The organism is Planktothrix tepida PCC 9214 (genome assembly GCF_900009145.1).
In the GTDB taxonomy this organism is placed as follows: domain Bacteria; phylum Cyanobacteriota; class Cyanobacteriia; order Cyanobacteriales; family Microcoleaceae; genus Planktothrix; species Planktothrix tepida.
Genome location: NZ_LN889782.1, coordinates 572222 through 597137 on the forward strand (window position 1 = coordinate 572222; position 24916 = coordinate 597137).

General features: G+C 37.8%; 23 protein-coding genes and 1 tRNA gene. 10 read left to right on the forward strand and 14 right to left on the reverse strand.

What is annotated here, in order from left to right:
• Positions 1-89: 89 nt before the first annotated feature.
• Positions 90-230, reverse strand: coding sequence for a hypothetical protein (locus PL9214_RS31125; RefSeq protein WP_186440298.1), 141 nt, complete (start codon positions 228-230; stop codon positions 90-92).
• A gap of 39 nt (positions 231-269) precedes the next feature.
• Here PL9214_RS31125 and PL9214_RS05445 point away from each other — a divergent pair, with 39 nt between their 5' ends.
• The 4 genes from PL9214_RS05445 (at position 270) to arfB (ending at position 4826) form a co-directional block, all read left to right on the forward strand.
• A complete protein-coding gene (locus PL9214_RS05445; RefSeq protein WP_072717809.1) occupies positions 270-1487 on the forward strand; it encodes a glycosyltransferase family 4 protein in 1218 nt (405 codons plus the stop codon).
• Positions 1488-1667: 180 nt separating this feature from the next.
• Positions 1668-1874, forward strand: a complete 207-nt coding sequence (locus PL9214_RS05450) for a hypothetical protein (protein ID WP_072717810.1) — start codon at positions 1668-1670, stop codon at positions 1872-1874.
• Positions 1875-1983: 109 nt separating this feature from the next.
• A complete protein-coding gene (locus PL9214_RS05455) occupies positions 1984-4329 on the forward strand; it encodes a hypothetical protein (RefSeq protein WP_139294969.1) in 2346 nt (781 codons plus the stop codon).
• Positions 4330-4409: 80 nt separating this feature from the next.
• Positions 4410-4826 carry an alternative ribosome rescue aminoacyl-tRNA hydrolase ArfB gene (arfB, locus tag PL9214_RS05460; protein ID WP_072717812.1) on the forward strand — a complete coding sequence of 139 codons (417 nt, stop codon included), beginning with the start codon at positions 4410-4412 and terminating at the stop codon, positions 4824-4826.
• A gap of 67 nt (positions 4827-4893) precedes the next feature.
• Here the strand turns inward: arfB and PL9214_RS05465 are convergent, their stop codons facing one another.
• Genes PL9214_RS05465 through PL9214_RS05480 form a run of 4 tightly spaced genes read right to left on the reverse strand, consistent with a single transcriptional unit; the run spans position 4894 to position 9752 of the window.
• Positions 4894-5505, reverse strand: coding sequence for a cyclin-dependent kinase inhibitor 3 family protein (locus tag PL9214_RS05465; RefSeq protein ID WP_072717813.1), 612 nt, complete (start codon positions 5503-5505; stop codon positions 4894-4896).
• Between the two features lie 53 nt (positions 5506-5558).
• Complete coding sequence (locus PL9214_RS05470) at positions 5559-7037, reverse strand: DUF1802 family protein (protein ID WP_072717814.1); 1479 nt, start codon at positions 7035-7037, stop codon at positions 5559-5561.
• A gap of 27 nt (positions 7038-7064) precedes the next feature.
• Positions 7065-9011 carry a hypothetical protein gene (locus tag PL9214_RS05475; protein WP_072717815.1) on the reverse strand — a complete coding sequence of 649 codons (1947 nt, stop codon included), beginning with the start codon at positions 9009-9011 and terminating at the stop codon, positions 7065-7067.
• Positions 9012-9056: 45 nt separating this feature from the next.
• A complete protein-coding gene (locus PL9214_RS05480; RefSeq protein WP_072717816.1) occupies positions 9057-9752 on the reverse strand; it encodes a hypothetical protein in 696 nt (231 codons plus the stop codon).
• Positions 9753-10072: 320 nt separating this feature from the next.
• Here PL9214_RS05480 and PL9214_RS05485 point away from each other — a divergent pair, with 320 nt between their 5' ends.
• Complete coding sequence (locus PL9214_RS05485) at positions 10073-11602, forward strand: carboxypeptidase M32 (RefSeq protein ID WP_072717817.1); 1530 nt, start codon at positions 10073-10075, stop codon at positions 11600-11602.
• 4 nt (positions 11603-11606) lie between these two features.
• On the opposite strand, the gene PL9214_RS05490 is transcribed toward PL9214_RS05485, so the two are convergent.
• The 3 genes from PL9214_RS05490 to PL9214_RS05500 all read right to left on the reverse strand — a co-directional run bounded on the left by PL9214_RS05490 (position 11607) and on the right by PL9214_RS05500 (position 12582).
• Positions 11607-11679: transfer RNA gene (locus PL9214_RS05490), tRNA-Ala, on the reverse strand.
• A 104-nt stretch (positions 11680-11783) separates the two neighbouring features.
• On the reverse strand, positions 11784-11996 hold the full coding sequence (locus tag PL9214_RS05495) for a hypothetical protein (RefSeq protein WP_072717818.1): 213 nt from the start codon (positions 11994-11996) through the stop codon (positions 11784-11786).
• 121 nt (positions 11997-12117) lie between these two features.
• Positions 12118-12582: a Fur family transcriptional regulator gene (locus PL9214_RS05500; protein ID WP_245824179.1), complete on the reverse strand. Its 465-nt coding sequence runs from the start codon at positions 12580-12582 to the stop codon at positions 12118-12120.
• Positions 12583-12718: 136 nt separating this feature from the next.
• Between PL9214_RS05500 and PL9214_RS32905 the strand changes: the two genes are divergently transcribed.
• Positions 12719-13432, forward strand: coding sequence for a rubrerythrin family protein (locus PL9214_RS32905; RefSeq protein ID WP_072717819.1), 714 nt, complete (start codon positions 12719-12721; stop codon positions 13430-13432).
• 307 nt (positions 13433-13739) lie between these two features.
• Here the strand turns inward: PL9214_RS32905 and PL9214_RS32660 are convergent, their stop codons facing one another.
• Together PL9214_RS32660 and PL9214_RS05515 are read right to left on the reverse strand one after the other, a co-directional pair.
• Entirely contained in the window at positions 13740-13862 is a 123-nt protein-coding gene (locus tag PL9214_RS32660) for a hypothetical protein (protein ID WP_281250305.1), read from the reverse strand.
• 171 nt (positions 13863-14033) lie between these two features.
• Entirely contained in the window at positions 14034-14372 is a 339-nt protein-coding gene (locus PL9214_RS05515; RefSeq protein WP_072718670.1) for a 2Fe-2S iron-sulfur cluster-binding protein, read from the reverse strand.
• Positions 14373-14753: 381 nt separating this feature from the next.
• On the opposite strand from PL9214_RS05515, the gene PL9214_RS05520 reads away from it, so the two are divergent.
• The gene (locus PL9214_RS05520; protein WP_072717820.1) at positions 14754-16127 is read left to right on the forward strand and encodes a helix-turn-helix domain-containing protein; all 1374 of its coding nucleotides are present in this window, start codon (positions 14754-14756) and stop codon (positions 16125-16127) included.
• A gap of 217 nt (positions 16128-16344) precedes the next feature.
• Here PL9214_RS05520 and hisF read toward each other — a convergent pair whose 3' ends face one another.
• Positions 16345-17124 (reverse strand): imidazole glycerol phosphate synthase subunit HisF, encoded by a 780-nt coding sequence (hisF, locus tag PL9214_RS05525; RefSeq protein WP_072717821.1) that lies wholly within the window; start codon positions 17122-17124, stop codon positions 16345-16347.
• A gap of 184 nt (positions 17125-17308) precedes the next feature.
• Between hisF and PL9214_RS05530 the strand changes: the two genes are divergently transcribed.
• Complete coding sequence (locus PL9214_RS05530; RefSeq protein ID WP_072717822.1) at positions 17309-18910, forward strand: tetratricopeptide repeat-containing S1 family peptidase; 1602 nt, start codon at positions 17309-17311, stop codon at positions 18908-18910.
• Positions 18911-19016: 106 nt separating this feature from the next.
• Here PL9214_RS05530 and tatA read toward each other — a convergent pair whose 3' ends face one another.
• Complete coding sequence (gene tatA / locus PL9214_RS05535; RefSeq protein WP_072717823.1) at positions 19017-19211, reverse strand: twin-arginine translocase TatA/TatE family subunit; 195 nt, start codon at positions 19209-19211, stop codon at positions 19017-19019.
• Between the two features lie 94 nt (positions 19212-19305).
• On the opposite strand from tatA, the gene PL9214_RS05540 reads away from it, so the two are divergent.
• The gene (locus PL9214_RS05540; RefSeq protein WP_072717824.1) at positions 19306-20046 is read left to right on the forward strand and encodes a phycocyanobilin:ferredoxin oxidoreductase; all 741 of its coding nucleotides are present in this window, start codon (positions 19306-19308) and stop codon (positions 20044-20046) included.
• Between the two features lie 66 nt (positions 20047-20112).
• Here the strand turns inward: PL9214_RS05540 and PL9214_RS05545 are convergent, their stop codons facing one another.
• Positions 20113-20997, reverse strand: a complete 885-nt coding sequence (locus PL9214_RS05545; RefSeq protein WP_072717825.1) for a hypothetical protein — start codon at positions 20995-20997, stop codon at positions 20113-20115.
• Between the two features lie 514 nt (positions 20998-21511).
• Between PL9214_RS05545 and dnaX the strand changes: the two genes are divergently transcribed.
• Positions 21512-23944: a DNA polymerase III subunit gamma/tau gene (dnaX, locus tag PL9214_RS05550; RefSeq protein ID WP_072717826.1), complete on the forward strand. Its 2433-nt coding sequence runs from the start codon at positions 21512-21514 to the stop codon at positions 23942-23944.
• 45 nt (positions 23945-23989) lie between these two features.
• Here dnaX and glyQ read toward each other — a convergent pair whose 3' ends face one another.
• On the reverse strand, positions 23990-24856 hold the full coding sequence (glyQ, locus tag PL9214_RS05555) for a glycine--tRNA ligase subunit alpha (protein WP_072718671.1): 867 nt from the start codon (positions 24854-24856) through the stop codon (positions 23990-23992).
• Between the last annotated feature and the right edge of the window lie 60 nt (positions 24857-24916).

Below are 24916 nucleotides of genomic sequence, written 5' to 3' on the forward strand. Positions count from 1 at the left end.
TCCCCTGTAAACCGATGAATCCCAAAACTTATATTTTTAGGTTATTCTATCGTTACAATAAATTGAATAAGCTATTGTACATCTAAAATTTAATTGTCTTCAATTTCCTCTCTCCCCCACTCAGTCACTCCACAGCCTACATTCCGATGCCAACTTGCCCCAATAACGTGAGCCATCTGATGAGTTCCACTAATATTGCGGACAGAAAGCGGTAATCGTGGTAAAGTCATGCTCAACAAACAAATTCTAAGAAATTCCAAATCACTTGAATGCACATTGCTTGGCTTGGAAAAAAATCACCCTTTTGCGGTAACGTTACTTATTCTAGGGAAATCACGAACGCCCTGTTAGACCGGGGCCATCGAGTCAGCTTTCTGCACTTTGCCCATGAAGCAACGAATGACCGCACCCCTGAATGGCAACTGGAAAATGGCAGTTGGAAAATTTCTACACGGGACAAAAATAGTAAGGTGACACCCTTCCCCATGACTCAGGAGGTGTCTTTGCCTTGTCTGTATAAGTCCCAAGTTTATACAATTCCCACCCTCAGTTCCAGCAAAGTCCTAACGGAGTCTCTACAACGGTTGAAACCGGATATTGTTCATGCGTCCCTGACCCTTTCACCGTTAGATTTCGTTTTACCTGAAATTTGTGCAGAACTGAATATTCCTTTAGTAGCGACATTTCACACCCCTTTTGACCACAAATTACGCAATATCAAATCGGGAACCCAACATTTAACGTATCAAATCTACGCGCCGTTTTTGGCGAACTATGACCGTGTAATTGTCTTTTCCCAAGTCCAACGGGAAATGCTCAACCGTTTGGGAGTCGCGAAACATCGGGTTGCTGTGATTCCTAATGGCGTAGATGTGGAGAAATATTCTCCAGGGCCATCCCGGTTTAAGGAAGAATTGGGTGCAGACCGGGTTTTCGTTTATCAAGGCCGTTTAGCAACGGAAAAAAATGTAGAGTCCCTGCTCAAAGCTTGGAAAAAGTCGGAAATGGGGCCAGGTTGTCTCTTAGTGATCGTCGGTGATGGGCCGTTAGAAGCTTCGTTACAAGCCTCTTATAACGGAGAAGAGGGGATTATCTGGTTTGGGTTCGTGGGAGATGAAGACCGACGGATTGAAATTCTGCGGGGGGCGGATGTGTTTGTGTTACCGTCGATGGTGGAAGGGTTATCGATTTCGTTATTAGAGGCGATGTCCTGTGGGACGGCTTGTGTGGCGACGGATGCGGGGGCCGATGGGGAAGTCATGGAAGGCGGCGCCGGAATTATTATGAAGACTCAAGGCGTTACGTCCCAACTGCGAACCCTATTACCGTTGTTACGAGATCATCCTGAAATGATTCCCATTGTCGGTCAAAAAGCCCGTCAACGGGTTTTAGAACGTTATACCCTCAGCCAAAATATTACCCAATTAGAACATCTCTATCGAGATTTGGTTCAAGAACAACGTTTAGAATTCAGCCATGTTGTTTAATCCGTAGGGGCGGGGTTTTCCCGCCCTTACTCAGTTATAATGCCCTGAACTAAAGTTCGGGCTGAAAGCTAAAGTGATCTAAAGATAACTAAATACCTGTCTTTCTTAACCCGTTTTAACGGGTTTGAGCTTTTAGCCTGAAATTTATTTCAAGGCTTTTGGCGCGATTGTTGACGGACTTTGGATCACTTCGCCCCGACAGTAGGGTTTAGTAAAAACGCGAAACCAAAAACAGATAGACCCAACAATAAGGAGGGGCAAGATCGGGCTTATGAAGGTTATGTTACGCAATATGCGATCGCCCGCAATCAAAAACTAATTGCCACGTTTGATGCTTTATCTCTAGGAATTTGCATGGGTGTTAGTGAAGAACAGCAGTTTGAGTAAAATCTCTCGGTAAACAAAGAAATTTGTAAGAAAGCCTTTTCAAAGACTATACTAAGAAATAGTTAGTGATAATGTTCGAGAAATGCTGAAATCAAACTACAGACTAAATGTGTCATCACAGACTAACCATCCATACCATGAATGGATTGCTCAAATACAGGAAAAAATCTTTCTAGCAGTTTCTATAGGGCTGCTAAATAGATTAGCCAAGGGTCAGGAAAAAATAATAGATGAAAAATTAAAAGTTATACTTGAGGACAATAATGTTTGGAATAATATAAAGACAATTAAGGACTTTAAGAAAAACAAAAGAGAGATTAGTGATTTACTTGTTGATTCTAGCCGAAAGCTTTTATTATTTAGAAAATTAGTTTCATGTTTTTCTAAGATTGCAGATCCTTTCACAAAATCAGAATTAGTAATAGAGATTTTAAATAAAATTCCAGATGATACAACTTCTATAGTTTTAGAAGAAATACTAGATCGGTTTATGGAAGAAGAACAATATAAACTTTCTCCACATCAAGACAATCCTTTCATAAAACAAGTCGCTCAAGTAAGAACAATTGATGAGTTTTTTGCGGAAATACCAGAGATTGCTGATGAGGCAAAATATTATGCTGATAGAGTAGATGAAGGGATTCAGTCTATTCAGCTTCAAAAGCAGAAAACTGTTTTTATATCTAATAATATTAATCAGGATAATTCTGAAGAAAGCTTGAAGACAATTGACTCTCAGTTTAGAGAATATATTCACCCTGTTTTACAGAGTTTATATGGTGAACGTAAGCTTAAGCTAGAAAACCCAACAAAAAAGTATATTGTTTTATTAGAAAATCAGCCAGAAATTCTACTTTATATTGATAGACCTATTTATAAAATTGCATTAAGAGTTAGGAACATTCTAATATTTGATTATATTGATAAAAATCCATCTTTTTCAAAAGAAGGGATTTCGAGTATTTTTGATTTTTTTAAAAAAACATTAACTGAAAATTTGGAGATACATTTATTCTTAAGCTTTATTGAAAAAGTTGATAATAAACAAAAACATATGCAAAAAATTGTTTATAAAATAGTCTGTAAAATTTATAATACAATTATTAATAAAGATATTGATAAAACTATAAACCTACCGAAAAATATTGAACCTGGCTCCAGAGAATATATAGATATTCTTAAAAATACATATATAGATTTTCTTAGGAATAATATTCAATACTTAGATGATTACCGTGAAATTTCTATAGATAGTCTCCCCATTTCAATAGATGATATATTCAATCAATTTTCTCAAGTTTTGGCTTTGAAATGTATTGGTAGTTTAGCACATATAAGAAAAAATTTAAGTGATATTTTTCTTGATGTTGCAAAGCAAATAGCTTTCAAACAAAAAGCAGAATTAGAATCTGCCAAAAAAAATTTTGAAAATAATTTTTTTGAGAATAATTCTTCAAATATACTTATTGAAGTATCTCGTCATTTTCTAGCGGGTACAAGTTTTTTATTTGATGATTTTAGTAATGCAGTTAATGAGCTATTTAAAAAACAAGATTTTAATAATGAAATATGCCTTAGCTTAGATGAAAAGTTTATGATGGATTATTCATGGAGTATTCTTTTCCCCGTAGTTGGTATTAATGTTATTAAAAACTCTCATCAAGCCTTGTTTCATGACTTAGCAGATTCCTTGAGTGAAATTTATGAAATTAAGTTTATTTCACCAGAAATTCTAAAATTTATTTCAATGGAAGCAACTTCATCAGTTGAAGGAGGCCCTATAATTATTGAGTTTAAGAACGCAACTGCCTGTGCATCATTTAAAGGTATTAAAGCTGGGGACTCTTTACAAGCTTTGAAGATAGCTATTACTAAATTAACTGATGTGATGGAAACTCAATGGTTTTTAACAAATCATGGACATCGATATAAAGTTGAACCTCTCGTAGAGCAGTCTCTAGTCACAGCTTTCTGTAAAAAAGAATTTAATAATACATTTGCTAATTCTAATTCTGTATGGTGGATTAGTCGTTTATATTTCAATAGAGGAAGAACTTGCAATTACACTTTAAGTGAGGAAACAAGAAAGTATTTAGCAATTCCATCTCGTCTCGTTAAAATATTGATAGATAGAACGAAATCTGGGGATGTATTAGGTAGGCTTGCACTTAATATTGTACACTGCATCAAGCTATTTAGACAAGGATATTTTTCAGAGCGTTTGTCCGAACGATTTCGACTATATTGGACAGTTATAGAAATTTTATTTTCTACAGAAGCTGTTTCTAGCAAAAATATAAAAATAAAACAAGTTGTTTCTTCAATTTTGAGGGAGTTAGTAATTATAGTGATTTATAAAACCCTTCCAGATGATTTTTTAGAAAAAGGGATAGAAGGAATTATTGAATATATGGAAATGCAACAACCTAGTCTTGATTATATCCCAATACTATAATAATCTTCACTTTAGCCTTAGTGCAATATTGTTGTTACTTCAAAAACACTACTATTTCTTTCTAAAATCATTGATAAACTATGCTAGAAATTTCTAAAACGGTAAGTATCCCAGAGAATGAAATTGAAATGAGTGCAGTTCGTTCTCAGGGTGCGGGGGGACAAAATGTTAATAAAGTTGCCAGTGCCATTCATCTACGCTTTAATATTATTGCTTCTTCATTACCTGAACATTACAAACAGCGAGTATTAAAGATTAATGATCAACGGATTACTAAAGAAGGGGTGATCGTGATCAAAGCTCAAGAACACCGTACTCAAGAACAGAATCGAGAAGAAGCATTACAACGACTTCAAACTTTAATTAAAAGTGCGATCGCTATTCCTAAACCCCGCAAACCCAGTAAACCCACTCGCAGTTCCCAAAGAAAGCGGCTGGAGAGTAAAACCAAGCGATCGCACCTAAAAATGATGCGCGGAAAAGTCGATGCAGAGTGAGAGTAGATTTAGGGTTACAAAAAGCCCAGAAATTAGCGTGTAGCATCGTCGTTAAAACCTCAGTTATTTACTGATAACTGATAACTGGTACAGACGCGCCATGGCACGTCTCTACTGATAACTGATTCCACGCTTGGGAAAATAGGCTGACATATTCTTCTTGTTCGCTGGTTTCAACGCAATATTCACGGGTATGGCGGACAATGGCGATCGCATTTTCTGGAGTATAACCTAACGTCACTAAACAGCAAGATACAATGGTTCCCGTGCGTCCAAATCCCCCCATACAGTGAACAACAACGGTTTTACCTGCTTTAGCTCGGTTGAGAATTTGGGGGACGAGGTTAATGACGCCTTGCATTGAGGTGGGAACTTTGAGGTCGGGAATGGGGAACCAAATTGTTTCCATTCCTCTGGCTTCGGCTTCGGGAAAGAGGGTGGGAATTTGGACTTTATGAAATTCGTGGGGTTCAATGAGGGATACCAAAACATCGGTGTGATAAAAATAGCGTAGACGGTCTAGGTCATGATATAAGCTGCGATCCCAGAGAACGTGCATTCCTTGATGGGATTTTCCGGGGGCGTAGGTCATGCCGATTTTTCCAGTAAAGGGTATGACGTCAGGGGGGAGAAAATCAACGTTAATCGGGAAGTTGTTTGATGTTCTGGCGTAATTCATAGTTATGTCAATAAATTTGACGTCAAACTGCTTTACGAATTTTAATCAAAACATCAGGTTTGGTCTACTGTGAGTTCTCTTAGGAAGTAAAAGCGATCATTTCGCCAGTCTTCCGCTTTTTTTCGTCCGATATATCCGGCTAGAGGGGAAGACAGTTCGATTAGGATTTCATAAAGTTGCCATTCTGATAGGGGTTGAGGCGGATTAGCACAATAACTTCCATGAATTCCTGAAACGGTTGCTTCGCTGACTTGAGCATTATTCAGATATTTTTTAACGACTTGAATAATATGCGATCGCAATTTTAAACGATTAAACACGATTTTAATATATTCATCTATTCTATCATCTACTTGACCTTTTTGTAAATAGTTTTTGAGTTCAATTAAGTCAACTGAACCGGGATATTGAGCTTGGAGTTTAACCAGTTTTTCTAATGTTTCAGGATTAATAATTGTCATACCATGTACTTTTGCTGCCTTGTTCAGTTGTTGAGTTGGTTCACCAGGGCCTATAATTAATTTAGTGGTGTCTTTGAGCAGTTTTTCATCATTTAAACGCAGTGTTCCTAAATTTAAGAGTTGAACTGCGGTATCATTGGGGATTTTTCTCCCAGCTTTACATTCTCCTACTAAGGGATAGGGTTGTGAACAAAATAAGTCTAATCCACCTGCACCTCCTTTATGAGCATAGTCTATAGTAAAACCTAAAAATTCTAAGCTTTGTTTGACAATATTCTCAAAGTCTGTTCCAGCTTGATAGTTACTTTTCCCTTCATCTAGTTCTTTGCTTCGGTTTCCTAATGCTGCTATTTCATTAATCCAATTTAAGCTGGAATCATCGGTTAAATTGGCAGGTTTTGAAGTTTTCCAGCCTAAGAATTGATGAATGTTGGCTTTTAAAAGGTTTAAACCGAGTTGTTCTTCCTGAGATAAAGGGTTAGTTTGGAATTGGGCGATCGCAGTTTCTAATTCTTCTAATTCAGGATGTTCTGGCGGTTGACGGTTGAGAATTTTTCGATATAGATGTTCAAATTGATTAGAATCAAGAATTGCTTGACTTTCATCAACGGTTATGGAAGCAGGAAGACAAATAAACCGACTATTAGAAACTGGATCAATTTCTAGGGGTTGGGGAAGTCGATAAACGCGAAAATAAGCGAGAAAAATACGACCCCGTTGTTCTAGGGTTTTGTGTAAGGCTTCTGCTGTCCAAACGGTTAATTTTGATAAGGTTTCTAACTCTTCTGGTTCATCCAAGGTTTGACAAAGTTCACATTTAGCCCAAACTTTTATTTTAACTTTATTTTGATTGAGTTCTGCTAGACTTTGTTGAGCAATGGAAATAAAACCGGGACGATAATATTGTTCTAACGGTAAGGAATTAAATTCAATATCCGTCGGATAAAGGGCAAATAATCGCCCTGGGTTCATAAATATTCGAGGCATTACTAAGATATTTCGACCTTGGTTTAATGCTTCAATATCAGGCGCAGGTAAACAGAAAGCTGTTGCTATAGGTAGCTGATTCATGATAAGCCTTGATGTTAATTTTATCCTTTAATTTCCACTGAAAAAACTTCCCCCCCAATCAATGAGCGATTGGAGAGGATTTTGATCATCACTACTAGGAGGAATAATAATGGGGATATCTTCATCAATTAAACCATCAGGTGCTTGACCGGAAGGGTCACTTAGAATTTCACAAATGATCGGATTTTTAACAACTAATTCTGATTTTTCGATAAAATCAAAAATTTGTTCGGGTTTTAACCCATAACTTTCTTGATTTTTGTAAACTGCGTATATGGCTAATAAAGGTTTAATATCTTCCTCTGGGATACGAACCCATTCTCCACCTTTTTCCTCTTGCAGTTCTTTAAGATATTTTTGCGCTGATCTGGCATTACGACCAATTGTTTTAGACCGAACTAAACACCCTCGCGTTAAATCAAATTTTTGATAATCTCCAAGTTGTCTAAGAATGGCTTGGACTATAGCTCCTCCTGATTGCTGAATCACAGCTAGTCCAATTTTAACAGGTTGGCTGTTTTCTATGCCATTGATTTTGAAATGAAGATAACAGGTGTTTTGTTTAAATCTTTGAATACTTTTAATTTCGACATTTTCAATTGTTTTTCCGATGATTCGTTCAAAGCTAAAAGCTAGGGTTTCCGCAAGTTGATCACTGTCTTCTAAAAGGTCGGTAATTTTCTGTTCAACTTCAATAATTTCGGTTTCAAAGGCAGATTTAACTAAATTATCATTAATGATAATTGGGGGTTGAGGTTTAACACTATTATCCTTGATGGAAATAGGAACAATTTTGCTTTTCCAATTAGCACTACACCAACTTAAAATACTTCTAGCCATTGGTCTTTGCTTCCCTAATTCTATCAGTTGATCTTGGGTAAATGGATATAAATAATGAGGAGGAACGACCTGATGCTTGGTGTAAAATTCTTCCAACCATTGAGATACTAATACTATGATATCATCTGGTTTTAAATAGTTTAAATAAATCGGTTCTCCCAATTGAGGATAACTAGCAATTCTATGAATAACGGCTTCTGCTTGGGGCAAAGCTCTAACATTCTGTGACCAAGTGTCTTTATACATTGCTAGAAGAAATAAACCTCGCTTAATGTTATTGAATAAATCTTTAGCCAAACTAGCAGTGATTTGAGGTAGGGAAAAACCCGTTAACTCATCAAACAAAGGTGCATCAAGTTCATCAAAACAGATAAGCGGAATTTTATATTGACTAACTAAATTCAGAATTTGGCAAGTTGTCTTAAAAGATTCGGCTTCTTTTTCTCCCGTTTTGAAGTTGGGTAATCCCATATCTTGAGCTTGTCTTTCTGCTAACTCCATTCCCGATAACCAATAAGTTGCATACATGGCGTGGGGACTAGAAAGTGTCCATAAAATAGCTCTGACTATATATGGATTTTCAATGATTTGATTTTGTTTGGAAAAAATTAAGTTTGTAAAATGATCTATAGCCTTAGTTGAATGTTGATTTAACCAATCAGGAAATCTGGGAATATATTGTTCTGCGGTATAGTTCCATCCTTTAGCTTGATTAATTAAATGAGCAGCTATTTCTTGCCATTGCATGATTCCTTGATATTGACCATAAGCTCTTAAACTGGAAGTTAGGGTTTCCAGAAACTTGCTTTTGATTTTAGAGAGTTTTTCTCCATATTCGCCCATATAAATAAACAAAACTTGATCGGTTTGTTTGAAATGATGACGAATGCGGCTAATAACTTGAGTTTTTCCTAATCCTCGTTCACCAACAACTGTAATCCCTACAGTTTGCATAGAGTCTTGATTTATTTTACTAATAGCCTCAAAAACGGTATCGGAAACATGGGCATTAATCGAGGGTGCATCGGGTAAACTTTTATTCCAGACTTGAGAATTTCTAACTACTGTATGTCCAGCAAATGGGTTATGTTGCTGAATCAGATCGTCAATATTACTAAACTCAGAAACAGTCATAATTTAACCAAAAATAAGGGGTGAATAATGAACAAATGAGAAATTTTATAACCGTTTAGCATAACAACGTAAGCCAACCAGTTCTGTGCTGATAGAATCTTCAATTTTGTCTGATGCGCTATCTTCCACACTCCCTCCAATGAATTGAAAAATATCATTAGCTTGCATTTCTAACATCCATTCATTGAACTGTGAACGAGTAACTTGATCCCCTATCGTCCGTCGAATGCGATAAATGGGGACTAAGTTATCATAGTTATAATCTTTATTTAATTGATCATACACCTGAAGGGCGATCGCTTTAAACTCCTCATAAGAAGCAATAACAGCTTGTTTAACAGATGTGTTAGGAATTCCACCTTGATATAATTCTCGAATTAACTCAATTAACCCATTGGCTAACCGAGACGCCACAACCGTTGCATCAAAAACAAAGTCAGGATGTGTTAACGCCACGATTAACTGTTGTTTTCCCGTATCAGTAAGCGATACCATAGGGATTTGATTTCGCTTATAAATTTTGATGACATCCGCCGCTTGTAGTTCGTCGTAAAGACTTTGAGAAACACCAACTTTTTTCCCTTTGCGTTTTTGCTTAACTTTACTGGTCAATTCACTTTTTTTGACCTCGCCATCTTTACAACTCATAGCCCATAATGTCAAGAGGAAACGAGTCGTTTCAATCGTTTCAGTTGTAGAAGAAACGGAATTAGAAGCATCTATAGAAGGTGTTGATGACATATTATCGATGACGGTATTGAATAAGCCGCTTAAATTCTACATCAAATCAGGCTCAATTAAAACCTTGAATGTTCATTTTAATGAGCGTTTATCCGTATATTCTTGTAAAGTTTAAAAAATTTTGATACCAAGGTTAATTTTAATTTCCCCATTTCCCTGTTCCCTATTGCCCATTCGTAATTCGTAATTCGTAATTCCCTATTCCCTGTTCCCTGTTCCCTGTTCCCTCTTAATTAAAACAATTGCACGGATTGATCAACATCTGTCCAACATCGATTAAGCTGTTCTTAAATCACAACATCCGATTGATCGGTTTCCTCATGTCCGCTTCTCTGTCCCCAAACCCTAAATTCACAGAACTGCTTAATCGCCTCACGGAAATTAACGATATTAAAGCAGCCATTTCCCTATTGCATTGGGATCAAGCAACCTATATGCCTCCTGGTGGTGCGATCGCCAGAGGGCGACAAATGGCAACCTTACGCCGTCTCGCCCATGAAAAATTGATTGATCCAGTTTTGGGGGAACTATTAGAAGACTTACGAACCGAAGAAACTCATCTTCCCTATAATTCCCTAGAAGCCAGTTTAATTCGTGTCACCCGTCGAGATTATGATCGGGCGGTGCGGGTTCCCTCGCAACTCATGGCCGAGATTTCCCAACATCAATCAGCCACCTATAATGCTTGGGGAAAAGCACGGGAAGCCGACAGTTTTGCCATTGTTCAGCCTTATTTACAAACAACCCTAGAATTGAGCCAAGAGTATGCTCGGTGTTTTCCAGGGTATGACCATATTGCCGATCCCTTAATTGATTTACAGGATGAGGGAATGACGGTGGCGACGGTGCGATCGCTGTTTGAACCTTTGCGTCAACAATTAGTTCCCATCGTCGAGACAATTACAGCTTGTCAGCCTTTAAATGATTCTTATTTGTATCAAATTTTCTCTTCAAAAGAACAATTAGAATTTACAATTGGCGTGATTCACTGTTTGGGTTATGACTTACAACGGGGACGACAAGATAAAAGTCTCCATCCCTTTATGACGAAGTTCTCCATTGATGATGTCCGAATTACCACCCGTGTTTATGAACACCATCTTGAACAAGCATTATTTAGTACCATTCATGAAGCGGGTCATGGTCTCTATGAACAGAGAATTTCTCCAGAGTTAGAAGGGACACCTTTAGCGGGGGGTGCGTCCTCTAGTTTGCATGAAAGTCAAGCCCGTTTATGGGAAAATATTATTGGTCGTAGTCGTGGATTTTGGGAATGGTTTTATCCTCGGTTACAAGGGGTATTTATGCGACAGTTAGGACAAGTTACCACCCAGCAATTTTATCAAGCCATTAATAAAGTGACACCTTCTTTAATTCGGACGGATGCGGATGAAGTTACCTATAATTTACACATCATGATTCGCTTCGATTTAGAGTTAGCGATGTTAGAAGGAAAATTAGCAATTTCTGATTTACCTGAAGCGTGGAATGAACGATATAGACAGGATTTAGGCGTTATTCCAAAAACAGATGTCGAGGGAGTTTTACAAGATGTGCATTGGTATGTTGGATTGATTGGCGGAATGTTCCAAAGTTATACATTAGGAAATTTAATCGCGGCTCAAATTTATGATAAAGTTGTTCATAACGATCCTGAAATTCCCTTTGAAATTGAACGGGGAAACGTAAAGCGACTATTAGACTGGTTGCAACACAATATTTATCAACACGGTCGTAAATTTACAACCCAAGAGTTAATTGAACAGGTCACAGGTTCCCCGTTAACCATTGATCCATTTCTGGACTATATTCGTCATAAATATGAATATCTCTACAAATGCAAATTGTAAAATATGGAGCTAAGGAGACTCGAACTCCTGACCCCCGCAATGCCATTGCGGTGCTCTACCAACTGAGCTATAACCCCTTGCAGTATTTCAATATAGTCGTTAATTCGATGGTTTGTCAAGGGGTTTAGAAAAATTTTTTTGGAGTGTCAGACAAGGGTGTCTGGGACACTCCGAATCGGCGCTAAAAATAAGAATAAGCGTGTTGAGACATTTGGGCAATGTGGTCAATGCAAGATCCCATCAGGAAATACACAACCCCCATAGCAGCGGCTGATAAGGCCACTAAAATACCAGCCAGCATAAAGGAAAATTCTTTGCACTCGACGGCTTGTTTCATCAGGTGTAATGACCAAGCAACGAGGGCGACATCAATTATTAGAATAGGAATCAGCATAAGTTACGTTTCGTAACATTTCTTCTATTCTAACAGGTGTTCGGAACAGAATGCGAGTACAACGGATTCTGTAAAAGTACAGATCGCCTCAAAATGTTCTCTGCTCTTGCTCTGTGTAATTTTACGGATTTTGATCTTCTACCCGCTCTAAATTACACCGATCGCAACACCCTTTAACCGTAATCTCATAAGCATTAACCTGAAACCCTGATGGTAAGGGGTTAAGCTGTAAATTTTTGAACACATCCCAGGCTAAATCTTTAATTTGACCGCAGCCTTCACAGACAAAATGGTGATGGGGCTCCACCTTGGCATCATAGCGAGTTACGCCTTCATCCAGAAGCACTTCCCGCACTAATCCCACTTCGCGTAAAACACTCAAAGCACTATATACACTGGCTTTTGAGGCAATAGGAAGTTCCCGATTAATCTCCGTGAGAATATCATCCACCGTAGGATGATCGCAACGGGACAAGAGATTAGCATAAACCGCAAACCGTTGCGGCGTAATGCGTAAGCCCTTCTCTTTCATCTGTTGACTAATCTCAGCCGTTTTATTGTGACCTTCCATAACTGGGTATAACATTCGCTTGAATCTAGTGTTACATATCATAACGTTTATTTTAAGCTACTTAACTTTACATCAATCTCATTCAAACTCTTGACAAACTCAAAACTAAGAATTATTCTTAGATATAACAAGTTCAAAAACAGGAGACACGATGGACTTATCCAACAAACAAACCGTCAAAAACCTGGAAGCAGCCTTTGGTGGCGAATCCATGGCGAACCGCAAATATCTGTTTTTCGCAGAAGTCACCAAAAAATTAGGGATGGGGGATTTGTCCAAACTCTTTCGGGAAACCGCAAACCAAGAAACAGAGCACGCTTTTGCCCATTTCCGGCTTCTGCATCCTGAATTAGTCGTGACTGACCCTGAATCTTTATCCGATGAAGAAAAGAAAAAAATTGCAGCCCGGTGTTTAGAGTTGGCGATTGAAGGGGAAACCTACGAATACACCACGATGTACCCCGAATTCACCGCCCAAGCTGTTACTGACCGAGATGAAAAGGCTGTAGCAGAATTCCAAGAACAAGAAGCCGAATCTCGTGAGCACGCCGGAATTTTCCGCAAAGCCGCTTCTAACTTTGGCTTTTTAACTCCCATTGAACATCATCACGCCAACCAATATACTGAAGCCCTGAACGCTTTAGATGGAGTCGCACCGACCCCAAAATCTGCAAGTTCCGATCCTCAAACTCAAAAATGGATTTGTCGTCAATGTTCTATGATTTATGATCCGGTTATGGGTGATCCTGATTCTGGAATCGCCCCAGGAACACCTTTTGAAGCCATTCCTGATGATTGGTCTTGTCCGATTTGTGGCGCGACGAAAAAGACCTTTATGGTTTACGAAGAAGCGATCGCAGCCTAATCTTAGAAACCGGGTTTCTGAAACTATCTGGATTTGATGCCATTAATTGAATTAGAAACCTGGTTTCTTGAGTTTTTTTAAGGATTTTCTAACAATAAAGCTCTAAAACCAGCTTGAATAAAAACCGTATCTAATAGTAAACGGGAATTGCTCATTGAGAATTATCTGGGTAACGTTTTGCTGTTCCATATAAGTAATGATCATGATTGATTGACCAATCTGGAGGAGCCTCAACAGTTCTCATTATTGATTCTAAGACATCCCAAACATTTTGTTGATTTTGAACACAAGTTACCTTTTGCTCAGTTTATTCTTCGTGTTCTGTATTCCCTTCAGTATTCAGATAAGTTTGTAACCATTCTGCTAGTTGACGGACTTCAATAGCAGATAATTTTTGAATAGCCGCTTCAACTTCTGTTAGTGAATTCATTCTATTTTAGCGGTTAAGTAACAATTTGATTTTAACATTATTTCTAAATCCCTTGTTCCCTCGTTTCTAGGTTCTACCTAGAAATGCTCAAAAGGTGGCTCTGCCACCAATAAATAATAGAGGCGGAGCCTCAATCATAGCATTCCCAGGCTGGAGCTTGGGAACGAGAGACTACTTAAATATCTCGTCTTGATGGGTTATAATAGTACAATCTGAAGTTGCATAAGCAATACAAGTTAAAACATAACCGTCTCCAATTTGATCATCATCTAAAAAGGAATTATCCCATTGATCTACAGTACCAGAAAGCAATTTTCCAACACAAGCAGAACAAGCACCAGCACGACAACTATAGGGTAAATCAACTCCAGATTCTTCGGCTGCGTCTAAGATATACTCATCATCATTTACTCCTATTTTATAAGTCCCATCTGGAGTGATTAAAGTAACTTCATAATCACCTGATTTGCGACTTGTTTTATTTTCTACAACATAATCACCTTCTTTAATGTTTTCTGCAAAGGTAAAAGTCGCTACTGAAGTTCTAGTTTTTGGTGTTTGTGTATAATAATTTATTAGGGCTTTAGCTGCTTCTTGAGTGGCTGCTTTAGCTACTTCTTTGACAATAATTTCTAGCAAAGGATTTAACATTTTTAACCTCCAACAATAGCAATAATTGTGTTTACCCCAAAAAACAGACTTTTTAAAATTTAGGGTTTAAGTTCTGATTGACTTTCAGTATGGCAAACACATCGGGAATTTCACATCTCTGAAAATCCTGATTTAAACGGGAGTTTTGTTACAAAATATTAATCAAAAAACGGAAAAGATCGGAAAAAAACGGTTCAGGTTCAGCTATAATGGTTGAAACCTTGACCCTGTATAGTTTCAATGGATGTAAACGAAGTGTTACAATTTGTAGATCAGTTAGTCGTTGAACGCACAGGAAAACACCTAGATGATCTTCAAAGGGCGGTAGTTGAGGGAACCTGGCAAAAACAAACTTATGATGATATTGCCCAGAAGTATCATGTGACTAAAAATCATGTAGGAGATGTCGCTTATCAGTTATGGCAGCTTTTATCTAAAGAATTGGGTGAAGATGTAAAAAAATATAATTTTCGTTCAGTCCTAGAAAGAGTACATAGTAAATCATCTCAAAATATTTGTATTGGAACTAATCATAACTTTTATTTAGGTTCACAAATCTTGAATCAACCTAATCAAAAAAAGGAAGAAATAAATACCAATAATCAATCTAAATTATTAGATTATGACTTAACCCTGGCTCCTCAAATTATTAATTTTTATAATAGAGAAACAGAGTTAGACAAACTATCGGATTGGATATTTAATAAAAATATTCGGTTAATTTCGGTTTTAGGATTAAGTGGGACTGGTAAAACAGCCTTAGTTAAAAGATTTGTTGACCTCAATTTACAAGAATTTGAAGTCATTATTTGGAAAAGTTTAAAATTTCCTAAATCCTTAGATTTAATGGTTTATGAATTATTGAAAATCTCTGAACCAAAACTTCCAGAAAGTATAGAAGATAAATTCAAACAATTATTAACTTTGCTCACCAATAAAAAATGTTTAATCATCTTTGATGACTTACAAAATATCTTTGTTTCGGGTCAATTTGCGGGACAATATCAAACGGATTATCTAGCTTACCAAAAATTTTTTAAAATTATAACAGAAGTTGAACATCAGAGTAGTTTTATTTTAATCAGTCAAGAGCAATACTCAGAAATGCAGTGTTTAGATGAGGACTTTTATTCAATGAGAAGTTTAGAATTAGACGGACTCTATAATATAGAAATTTTCCAAAATCTAGGACTAACCCAAGATGAAAAATGGTTACAACTTATTGATTTATATGAAGGAAATCTTTTTTATTTAAAAGATGTGATTCAGTTAATTAAAAATGTTTTTGGCGGTAAAGTCGATGAATTTTTAGCTGAAAATAGTTTAGTGATAACCCAAGTTATTAATTTTTACTTAACGGGATTATTTAACCGATTATCACCTATAGAACAAAAAATAGTATTACACATCAGCAAATCTGAACAATTCTTATCAAGAGAGGATTTAAGGCAAAGTCTATCTTTATCATCAATGGATTTAATTAATGGTTTACAGTCATTGGTTCAGCGTTATTTAATTAAAAGAATAGAAGGAGACAAAGTTTTATTCAAGTTATCTCCTGTTTTTAAGGAATATGTGAACTATCATATACTCAATACCCCGGACAGTTTTTGAGTAAAAGGCTAGAACCCTTATTCTACCGTTAGCGATCGCAGCTTAATCTTAGAAACCGGGTTTTTCAAAATATCTTAATTAGAAAATAATAGAGGCGGAGCCTCAATCATAGCATTCCCAGGCTGGAGCCTGGGAACGAGGGAAACAGAAACCGGGTTTCTGAAACTATCTGGATTTGATCCCATTAATTGAATTAGAAACCCGGTTTCTTGAGGATCTAGGAAATTTGAGGATTTCTAACCGGAACGTGATGTTCTGCTAAATAGGTTTTAATTTCTTCCATCCGTAATTGACCATAATGTAATAAGGAGGCTAACAAAGCAGCTTCCGCTTTTCCCTGAGTTAACGCTTCATAGATATGCTGACAAGTACCTGCACCCCCCGATGCAATCACCGGAATTTCCACAGATTCAGCAATTTTTCGCGTTAATTCTAAGTCATATCCCGCCTGGGTTCCATCCGCATCCATACTCGTAACTAACAGTTCCCCAGCGCCTCGTTGCGTCACTTCTTTTGCCCATTTGAGAGCATCAATTCCGGTATTTTCTCGACCGCCTCGGACATAAACATCCCAACCCGGATTATCAGGATCACTGCGACGACGAGCATCAATGGCTACCACAATACACTGTACCCCAAAGCGATCGCTGGCTCGATTAATTAAGTCAGGATCACGAACCGCCGCCGAATTAATACTAACTTTATCCGCCCCGGCTCTTAACAAATTTTTAATCATATCTAAGTTTTGAATTCCCCCCCCGACGGTTAAGGGAATAAACACTTGTTCCGCCGTGCGATAGACCACATCAAAAATAATATCTCGGTCTTCATGGGTCGCCGTAATATCCAAAAAGACTAATTCATCGGCTCCTGCATCGTTATAAGCCGCCGCCAGTTCTACGGGGTCTCCAGCATCTTTCAAATCAACAAAATTCACCCCCTTCACCACTCGACCCGCTTTAACATCCAAACAAGGCAAAATTCGTTTCGCAAGCATAATTACGCTTTGTGCATTGGGACACCAAAATTTAGGGTAAAAATCCCTTGTTTCAGTTTATAGCAATTTTAGCCAGGAAACTCTTTTCCAGTTTTGGGGGGAATGAGAAACCGGAACCGGATGAATCTGAAGTTACTGGAAGTAATAAGCAGTCATCATTCAGAAAAAATTAGGAAGAGCAAAAATGGGTTTTCAATTCATCGGTTATCGAGGTTTTAAACTAGGGGTTTTTACAATCACGAGCTTGATATTTGTTTTAATTTTTAATTCTAAAACAATAGCATTAACCGCCCAAGAAATCAACCGCATCAGTCAACCGATTACAGTATTAATTGAAGGGGTAAATTCAGGGTCGGGAGTGATTATTGCTAAAAATAACAATACTTATTCTGTATTAACGGCGAATCATGTTGTTAAAACTCCTGATGAATATACCGTTATCACCGTTGATGGAGAACAGTATCCTATTGATTACAATCAAGTAATAAAATTACCGGGTATTGATTTAGCAATTTTGTCTTTTACCAGTGATAAAATTTATAGCATTGCCCATTTAGCAGATTATGATTATGAGCGGAAAGCTCAATATATTTTTATTTCAGGATGGCCGGATTCTAAATTACCTTTTGCTGACCGCAGACGACTATTTACAGCCGGAGTATTAATGGGTGAAGCGGAAAAAGCTACCTTAATTAAAGAACCCTTTACCAGAGGATATGATTTATTTTATACGAATCGGACACAAGTGGGAATGAGTGGCTCACCCATTTTAGATACTGAGGGTCGGGTGATTGGAATTCATGGAAAATCCGAAGGACAAATCTTTGAAAATCCCGAATTCGGATCAGTTTCCCGTGTGACTTTAGGATATAGTGCGGGAATTCCCATTCAGAAGTTTTTACAATCAGGAATTGGGTTAAATTTAAACATCACTCGTCAACCGCCTTCACCCCTAAAAGCAACGGAATTACAATCAATTAATCAAGTTTTAAAAGCCCCGGAATTAGGGGGAGAATCAACGGCTTTAGAGTGGTCAAACCGGGGAAATCAATTCTACAGATTAGAACAATGGTATGAGGCGTTAAATGCCTTTGATCAAGCCCTAGCCATTCAGTCTAATTTTTATCCCGCGTGGTACGGACGGGGTAATACTTTAGCACAATTAAAGCAGTATTCAGAAGCAATTGAAGCTTATTCTCGGACGACACAAATTCAGCCCGATTTTTATTTAGCTTGGCGAGAAAAAGGTAAAGTTTTAATTAAATTACAACAGTATGAAGATGCGTTATCAGCCTGGAATATCGCTATTAAGATTAAACCCGATGATTATCAAATTTGGTATCTGCGGGGAAATTTATTGATGAATCATTTAAAACAATATGAACAGGCGATTAAATCCTATGAGCAAGTTGTAAATTTAAAACCAGATTTCGTTGAAGCTTGGACAAATCGAGGCATGGCTTATGAGCAATTAAAAAATTATGAAGAAGCAATTCTATCCTTTGACCAAGCGTTAAAATTAGATAAACAACAAGAAAAAGTTTGGCAGCTACGGGGCGAAATCTTATTAAAATTACAACTTTATTCTCAAGCGTTAAATTCGGCTGAAAAGGCTTTAGCTTTAAATTCAGAAAATCCTCAATTGTGGATCTTAAAAGCTCAAATTCTAGCTAAAATGAAGGAATATCAACAAGCTAGGACTTCAGCATTAACCGCCTTAAGATTTAAACCCCGTGATCAAGAAATTCTTAATTTTATTCGTTCCTTAAATTCACCCCGTCGTTAAAATTTGAACTCAATTGAGTCAAAATTACCCCGGTCGGAATAGTGCGTCCAATTAGAAAAAAGATAAAAATAATTAACGCAATATCCGACACTGGATACCCAACTGATCAAGATTTATGGGAATTTTGTTCAGTCTCTTCTGAAATAGACTCAGATTCATCGGGAGGGTTAGAGAGTTCATCTTTAAACCCTCGTAGACTTTGACCTAAACTTTTTCCAATTTCAGGTATTTTCTTCGGGCCAAAAATTAAGAGTGCCACGACTAAAATAATCGCGATTTCCGGCCATCCTAAACCAAACATAATCTTAAACTCCTTGTTCTGCCAGCCTACTGAGTCAAACTATATCCTAAACTGATATTCTTAAATATAAACTTGTCATGGGTAAAATCCTATAATGGTCAATACTTCTGCTGTTTCCATTCGAGAACAACAACACTCCCTCATCCGCCAACTCGCCAACCAAATTGAAGTGAGTTGGAGTCAATATTTGGATTTAGAACCTTACCATCTCCCTGAAGATTTAGGGTATGTGGAGGGTCGCCTAGAAGGGGAAAAACTCATTATTGAGAATAGATGCTATCAAACCCAACACTTTCGTAAGCTGCATTTAGAATTAGCTAGAGTTGGCGAAACCCTGGATATTCTTCATTGTGTGATGTTTCCCAGAGTGGAATATGATATTCCTATGTTTGGGGCTGATTTAGTCGGGGGACGGGGGCAAATTAGTGCCGCCATTGTTGATTTATCCCCAACCCATTTAGACCGTAGTTTACCGTTATCTTATCAACAACAATTACAACCACAACCCCAACAATCTTTTTCCCATCCCCGTGAAGTTCCGACTTGGGGAGATATTTTTTCAGAATTTTGTTTATTTGTACGACCCACAACACCGGAAGAAGAAACGCAATTTTTACAAGTTGTTACTCAATATTTGAAAGTTCATTGTGAATATGCGATCGCTCAATCTCCTATTTCCGAAGAACAAAAATTGGAAATGATTGCGGGTCAAAAGCATTATTGTACACAACAACAACAAAACGATAAAACTCGCCGTGTCCTGGAAAAAGCCTTTGGTCAAAACTGGGCAAATTATTATATGACAACGGTTTTGTTTGATTGTGTAGAAACCTAACGGCTTAAAAAATAATTCCCTTGTTTAGTTCAGTTCAGTTTGCCTGGGTGAATCTACTTCCAGTTGTTAATTCGATTTTGTAACTTCTGATTTATTGCGTTTTTTACCTTGGGTTTTACCTTGAGTTTTGCCTTGAGTTCTACCTTGGCTGAGATCTCCAGAATCCATATCATGGGGTGAGGCTTTAACTCCTCCAGGTCGAGTTGTGCGGAAGGTAACATTCACCCCTTCATTGGATTGTTCTAAGACTAACAAGGGAGTCGGTTTTGCTTTTTGATCCCATTCAATATGAACAATACGTCCTTGGATGGTGGGTTGCCAATTATCATGTTCATCGGTAGGACTTAAATAGGTTTCCAAACAATCAATAATTTCATTTATGGTTGTTGATGTGGATTGAGTGGGTAATTTCATTAGGCGAATTTGGATACGAAATAACACCCGTTTTTTAGTATCTCCAGCAATACCTGTTTCATATTCAACATCAAAGATAGAATCGACTTGGCGGGCTGTTCCTGCATTACTTTGTTCTCCAACGGCGGCTTGCGTTGGACGAAGAGCAATGGAGATTTGTTGTTTAACTTTCATCTTAATTTGAACGATAATGGCGTAGTGGAAAACATCCTCAGCCATCCGCATTCTCAAATAATCTAAGTTAAATTCCCGTGAATGAATTAAATCGGGATTTTTCTCCATTTTGGCAATTGTACCGACTGCCAATTTATATTTTTTTTGGAGTTCTTTATTCCTAAACAGTTCCGTTTTTAATTGTTTGTCCAGGGAACGAGTTTTGAGTTGAAAAAAAATAATACTTCCTAACAGTAACAACAACAAAACACCAGACGCACCCATCCAAATTGCATCACTACCCAGTTTGCTAGTGGTAGCGGGATTGGGTTTAGGGGGAGTTGCTGCCAGCCAAGGCTGAACACTGATCAGTTGATTAGACATACGTTATAATGACTAAGCTGTATACTTAATTTACTCAATTTGGGGTTAAAAGGTTTCAATAGATTCAGAATACGTTAAAATAAAAACAGGGCAAAAATCCTGGCTCTGTAGTTTTTTAACGTGCTGAATTTATTGCTTGGAAATCGTCAGTGTTTCTCTCCTTTAATGTCAGTCCGAAATTGCACCCTTTTCAGTTTGATAAATTTCCGATCAGGTTATTAAGAGAAACCCCATTAACTCCCTGATCTTGCCAAGATGACCCTACTTAACTCTAAGTTATCAAAAATTCACTTACATTGCCTAGGATTTGGGTAAAACTCAGTGAATGGTTCAGGTCAGTTCAAGGTGTAAAATTGTACTGATTCCATCCTAAACAGTGATGCTGGACAATTCCCTCTCAGCAATACGGTCATCCTTAAGTTTTTATGCTACATTACAAGCCCAGTTTATCTTTCTACTCTACTGCAATTCGAGCTAAGAGTGTTTCCTGTTCCCTTGATTTTGGTGTTACGTTGTGAGTTACGAGCCCCTACACCACAAATATCGGCCCCAAACCTTTGCCCATTTGGTCGGACAAGAAGCGATCGCCACCACCCTCACCAACGCGATCGAGTCTCAACGCATCGCTCCCGCCTATCTCTTCACCGGGCCAAGAGGAACGGGAAAAACCTCTAGTGCGAGAATTTTAGCCAAATCTTTAAATTGTTTGGCCACTGGGAAGCCGACCGCCACCCCTTGCGGTGTTTGTGATGTTTGTAAAGGCATTACCAATGGGTCAACATTGGATGTGATTGAAATTGATGCTGCTAGTAATACCGGGGTTGATAATATTCGAGAATTAATTGAGCGATCGCAATTTGCCCCCGTTCAATGTCGGTATAAAGTGTATGTGATTGATGAATGTTTAACTGGAGATAGTTTAGTTCAAACCCGTGACGGACTAATCCGAATTGATCAGCCCCAATTGAAAGGAAAAGAAGTTTTAAGTTATAATGAAGATCAAGAAATTTGGGAATATAAAAAAGTTCTTCGATGGTTAGATCAAGGAGAACGTTCTACCCTGATTATTAAAACGAATAATTGCGAAATTAGATGTACAGATAATCATTTGTTGAGAACAGAAACAGGATGGATACAAGCCAAAAACGTCAGAGAAGGAATGAAGATATTATCTCCTGTGAATGTGGGTGTGGAACGTTCTTTGAACAGTATTCAATCCCGTCAATGGAATACAAGTTTAGAAACAGTGGTATCTGTTCAGGTCGGAGAAATCACTAAAGTTTATGATATTGAAGTAGAAGATCATCATAATTTCGTCGCTAATGGACTTTTAGTTCATAACTGCCATATGTTAAGTACGGCAGCGTTTAATGCCTTATTAAAAACCTTAGAAGAACCTCCAGATCGAGTTGTATTTGTATTAGCAACCACCGATCCACAACGGGTATTAGCTACCATTATTTCCCGATGTCAACGGTTTGATTTTCGACGAATTCCGTTAGATTCAATGGTGAAACATTTACAGTATATTGCTCAACAGGAAAATATTAATATTGCGTCCGATGCTATTTTTATGGTGGCTCAAATTGCCCAAGGGGGGTTACGAGATGCGGAAAGTTTACTCGATCAACTTAGTTTATTATCCGGTGAAATTACCGTTGAAAAAGTTTGGGATTTGGTAGGGGCGGTTCCTGAACGAGATTTAATCAGTTTATTAGAAGCTATTAACTCAGGAGATACAGCGATTATTTTAGACTGTATTCGTCAGCTTCTCAACCGAGGACGGGAACCTTTAATTGTTCTGCAAAATTTAGCCGGATTTTATCGAGATTTATTAATTGCTAAAAGCGCACCAGATCGTCCAGATTTAGTTGCCTTAACTCAACCCACTTGGGAAAAATTATGTCAATTTTCTCAACATTGGGATCATACCATTATTTTAGCAGGTCAGAAGCATTTGCGGGAAAGTGAAGCTCAAATTAAACATACCACTCAACCGCGTTTATGGTTAGAAATTACCTTATTAGGGTTACTTCCCGCAGCGTTACAAAAATCCGTTGTCACCCAAACGGTTTCTGTTGTTCAAAACCCTCAAACAACGGTTCAAACTCCACCTCAATATGTACAACGTTCAGAACCTTCACCTCCTCCCCAAAACCCCGTTAATGTTCCTGTCTATCAACCAACATCTAACCCAGAACCTCAACCTCAAGTTAAATCAGAAATTCCGGCAACTCCCGCAGAACCTCCTGTTGTTATTGATGGTAATATAGAACAAATTTGGCAACAAGTATTAGCTTATGTTCAACCTTTCGGAACACAACAAATGTTTCGTCAACAAGGTCGTTTAATTCAATATAATGCCGGAGTTGCTATGATTAAAATGGCTTCTTCAACTTTACTAAAAATGGCGCAAACCAAGCAAAAATTATCCAGTTTAGAAAAAGCATTTCAACAGGTTTTTGGTCATCCGGTTAAAATTAATTTTGATACCGGAGGAGGAACGTCTGCTTATCGCGTACAAGAAGTCACTCCCCCATCTCCTTCTTATTCCCCGGTGGAGAATTCTAAGGTTTCTTCTCCAGAAATATCACCAAATTCTTCAATTAATCATCAAGAACAACACCAAATTTCTTCATCTCCTGATCAGGATATTCGAGAATCTGATCAAATAGATCAGGTGAAACCGGAAATGGAAACAGGCAAGATGCCTGTTCCACTTGAAAAAGTTGAATTAACTCCTGAAGAAATGGATGCTGAAGCTGTTATGATGGCTTCTCAGAAATTAGCTGAATTTTTCAAAGGTCAAATGATTGATTTAGGAGAAAAACAAACTTCTAAAACAGCTATTTTATTAAGCCAAAAGGATGATATTATTGACAGCAGTGAGGATGATAATTTTATAGAACCTGATGAGATCGAGGAAGACAATTATGATGATTTTTAATCAATGAAGCGGTGCGTACTCTGAGCTTACGCACCCGACTTGAGGCTATTTTTTTAAGGGGTAATTTAAGAGTTCTCGCTGTTCTAAATAACGTTGGGCGACTCGTCTGGCTAAATTACGAATTCTACCAATATAACGAGTCCGTTCTGTAACCGCAATTACCCCCCTAGCATCCAATAAATTAAAGCTATGGGAACATTTGAGAACATAATCTAAACTCGGTAAAACTAACCCTTTTTCGATTAATTGTTCGGCTTCCTGTTCATATAATCCAAATAAGGTAAACAAGAATTCTGGGTTAGAGGCTTCAAAATTATAGGTACATTGTTCAATTTCGCCTTGTAAGTGAACGTCCCCATAATTAATGGTATCTGTCCAAGAAATTTTAGTCATGGCATCGACATTTTGCAGATACATTGCCAAACGTTCTAAGCCATAAGTAATCTCAATGGAAACGGGACGACAATCAAGACTACCACATTGTTGAAAATAGGTAAATTGAGTAATTTCCATCCCATCTAACCACACTTCCCAGCCCACACCCCAAGCACCTAATGTGGGAGATTCCCAGTTATCTTCTACAAAACGAATATCATGATCTTCGGGGTTAATTCCTAATAGTCTCAAGGAGTCTAAATACATCTCTTGAATATTATCAGGAGACGGTTTAATTAAGACTTGATATTGATAATAATGTTGAAAACGGTTGGGGTTTTCTCCATAACGGCCATCGGTGGGGCGGCGACAAGGTTCGACATAGGCGACAGACCAAGGTTCGGGGCCAATAGCGCGTAAAAAGGTATGGGGATTCATTGTTCCCGCCCCTTTTTCGGTATCATAGGGTTGAGCAATCAAACAGCCGCGATCGCTCCAAAATTGATTCAGGGTGGCAATAATTGATTGAAAATTCACGGGACGCAATATTTTTCTAATGGGTTTAACGTTAATCAATTTTACCATTAGTTTTTAGGC

What these genes read in the sequence shown, in the direction of transcription:
- PL9214_RS31125 (WP_186440298.1), bottom strand. Translation starts at nt 230, where the DNA reads ATGACTTTACCACGATTACCGCTTTCTGTCCGCAATATTAGTGGAACT.
- PL9214_RS05445 (WP_072717809.1), top strand. Translation starts at nt 270, where the DNA reads ATGCACATTGCTTGGCTTGGAAAAAAATCACCCTTTTGCGGTAACGTT.
- arfB (WP_072717812.1), top strand. Translation starts at nt 4,410, where the DNA reads ATGCTAGAAATTTCTAAAACGGTAAGTATCCCAGAGAATGAAATTGAA.
- PL9214_RS05465 (WP_072717813.1), bottom strand. Translation starts at nt 5,505, where the DNA reads ATGAATTACGCCAGAACATCAAACAACTTCCCGATTAACGTTGATTTT.
- PL9214_RS05470 (WP_072717814.1), bottom strand. Translation starts at nt 7,037, where the DNA reads ATGAATCAGCTACCTATAGCAACAGCTTTCTGTTTACCTGCGCCTGAT.
- PL9214_RS05475 (WP_072717815.1), bottom strand. Translation starts at nt 9,011, where the DNA reads ATGACTGTTTCTGAGTTTAGTAATATTGACGATCTGATTCAGCAACAT.
- PL9214_RS05480 (WP_072717816.1), bottom strand. Translation starts at nt 9,752, where the DNA reads ATGTCATCAACACCTTCTATAGATGCTTCTAATTCCGTTTCTTCTACA.
- PL9214_RS05485 (WP_072717817.1), top strand. Translation starts at nt 10,073, where the DNA reads ATGTCCGCTTCTCTGTCCCCAAACCCTAAATTCACAGAACTGCTTAAT.
- PL9214_RS05495 (WP_072717818.1), bottom strand. Translation starts at nt 11,996, where the DNA reads ATGCTGATTCCTATTCTAATAATTGATGTCGCCCTCGTTGCTTGGTCA.
- PL9214_RS05500 (WP_245824179.1), bottom strand. Translation starts at nt 12,582, where the DNA reads ATGTTATACCCAGTTATGGAAGGTCACAATAAAACGGCTGAGATTAGT.
- PL9214_RS32905 (WP_072717819.1), top strand. Translation starts at nt 12,719, where the DNA reads ATGGACTTATCCAACAAACAAACCGTCAAAAACCTGGAAGCAGCCTTT.
- PL9214_RS32660 (WP_281250305.1), bottom strand. Translation starts at nt 13,862, where the DNA reads ATGAATTCACTAACAGAAGTTGAAGCGGCTATTCAAAAATTATCTGCT.
- PL9214_RS05520 (WP_072717820.1), top strand. Translation starts at nt 14,754, where the DNA reads ATGGATGTAAACGAAGTGTTACAATTTGTAGATCAGTTAGTCGTTGAA.
- hisF (WP_072717821.1), bottom strand. Translation starts at nt 17,124, where the DNA reads ATGCTTGCGAAACGAATTTTGCCTTGTTTGGATGTTAAAGCGGGTCGA.
- PL9214_RS05530 (WP_072717822.1), top strand. Translation starts at nt 17,309, where the DNA reads ATGGGTTTTCAATTCATCGGTTATCGAGGTTTTAAACTAGGGGTTTTT.
- tatA (WP_072717823.1), bottom strand. Translation starts at nt 19,211, where the DNA reads ATGTTTGGTTTAGGATGGCCGGAAATCGCGATTATTTTAGTCGTGGCA.
- PL9214_RS05540 (WP_072717824.1), top strand. Translation starts at nt 19,306, where the DNA reads ATGGTCAATACTTCTGCTGTTTCCATTCGAGAACAACAACACTCCCTC.
- PL9214_RS05545 (WP_072717825.1), bottom strand. Translation starts at nt 20,997, where the DNA reads ATGTCTAATCAACTGATCAGTGTTCAGCCTTGGCTGGCAGCAACTCCC.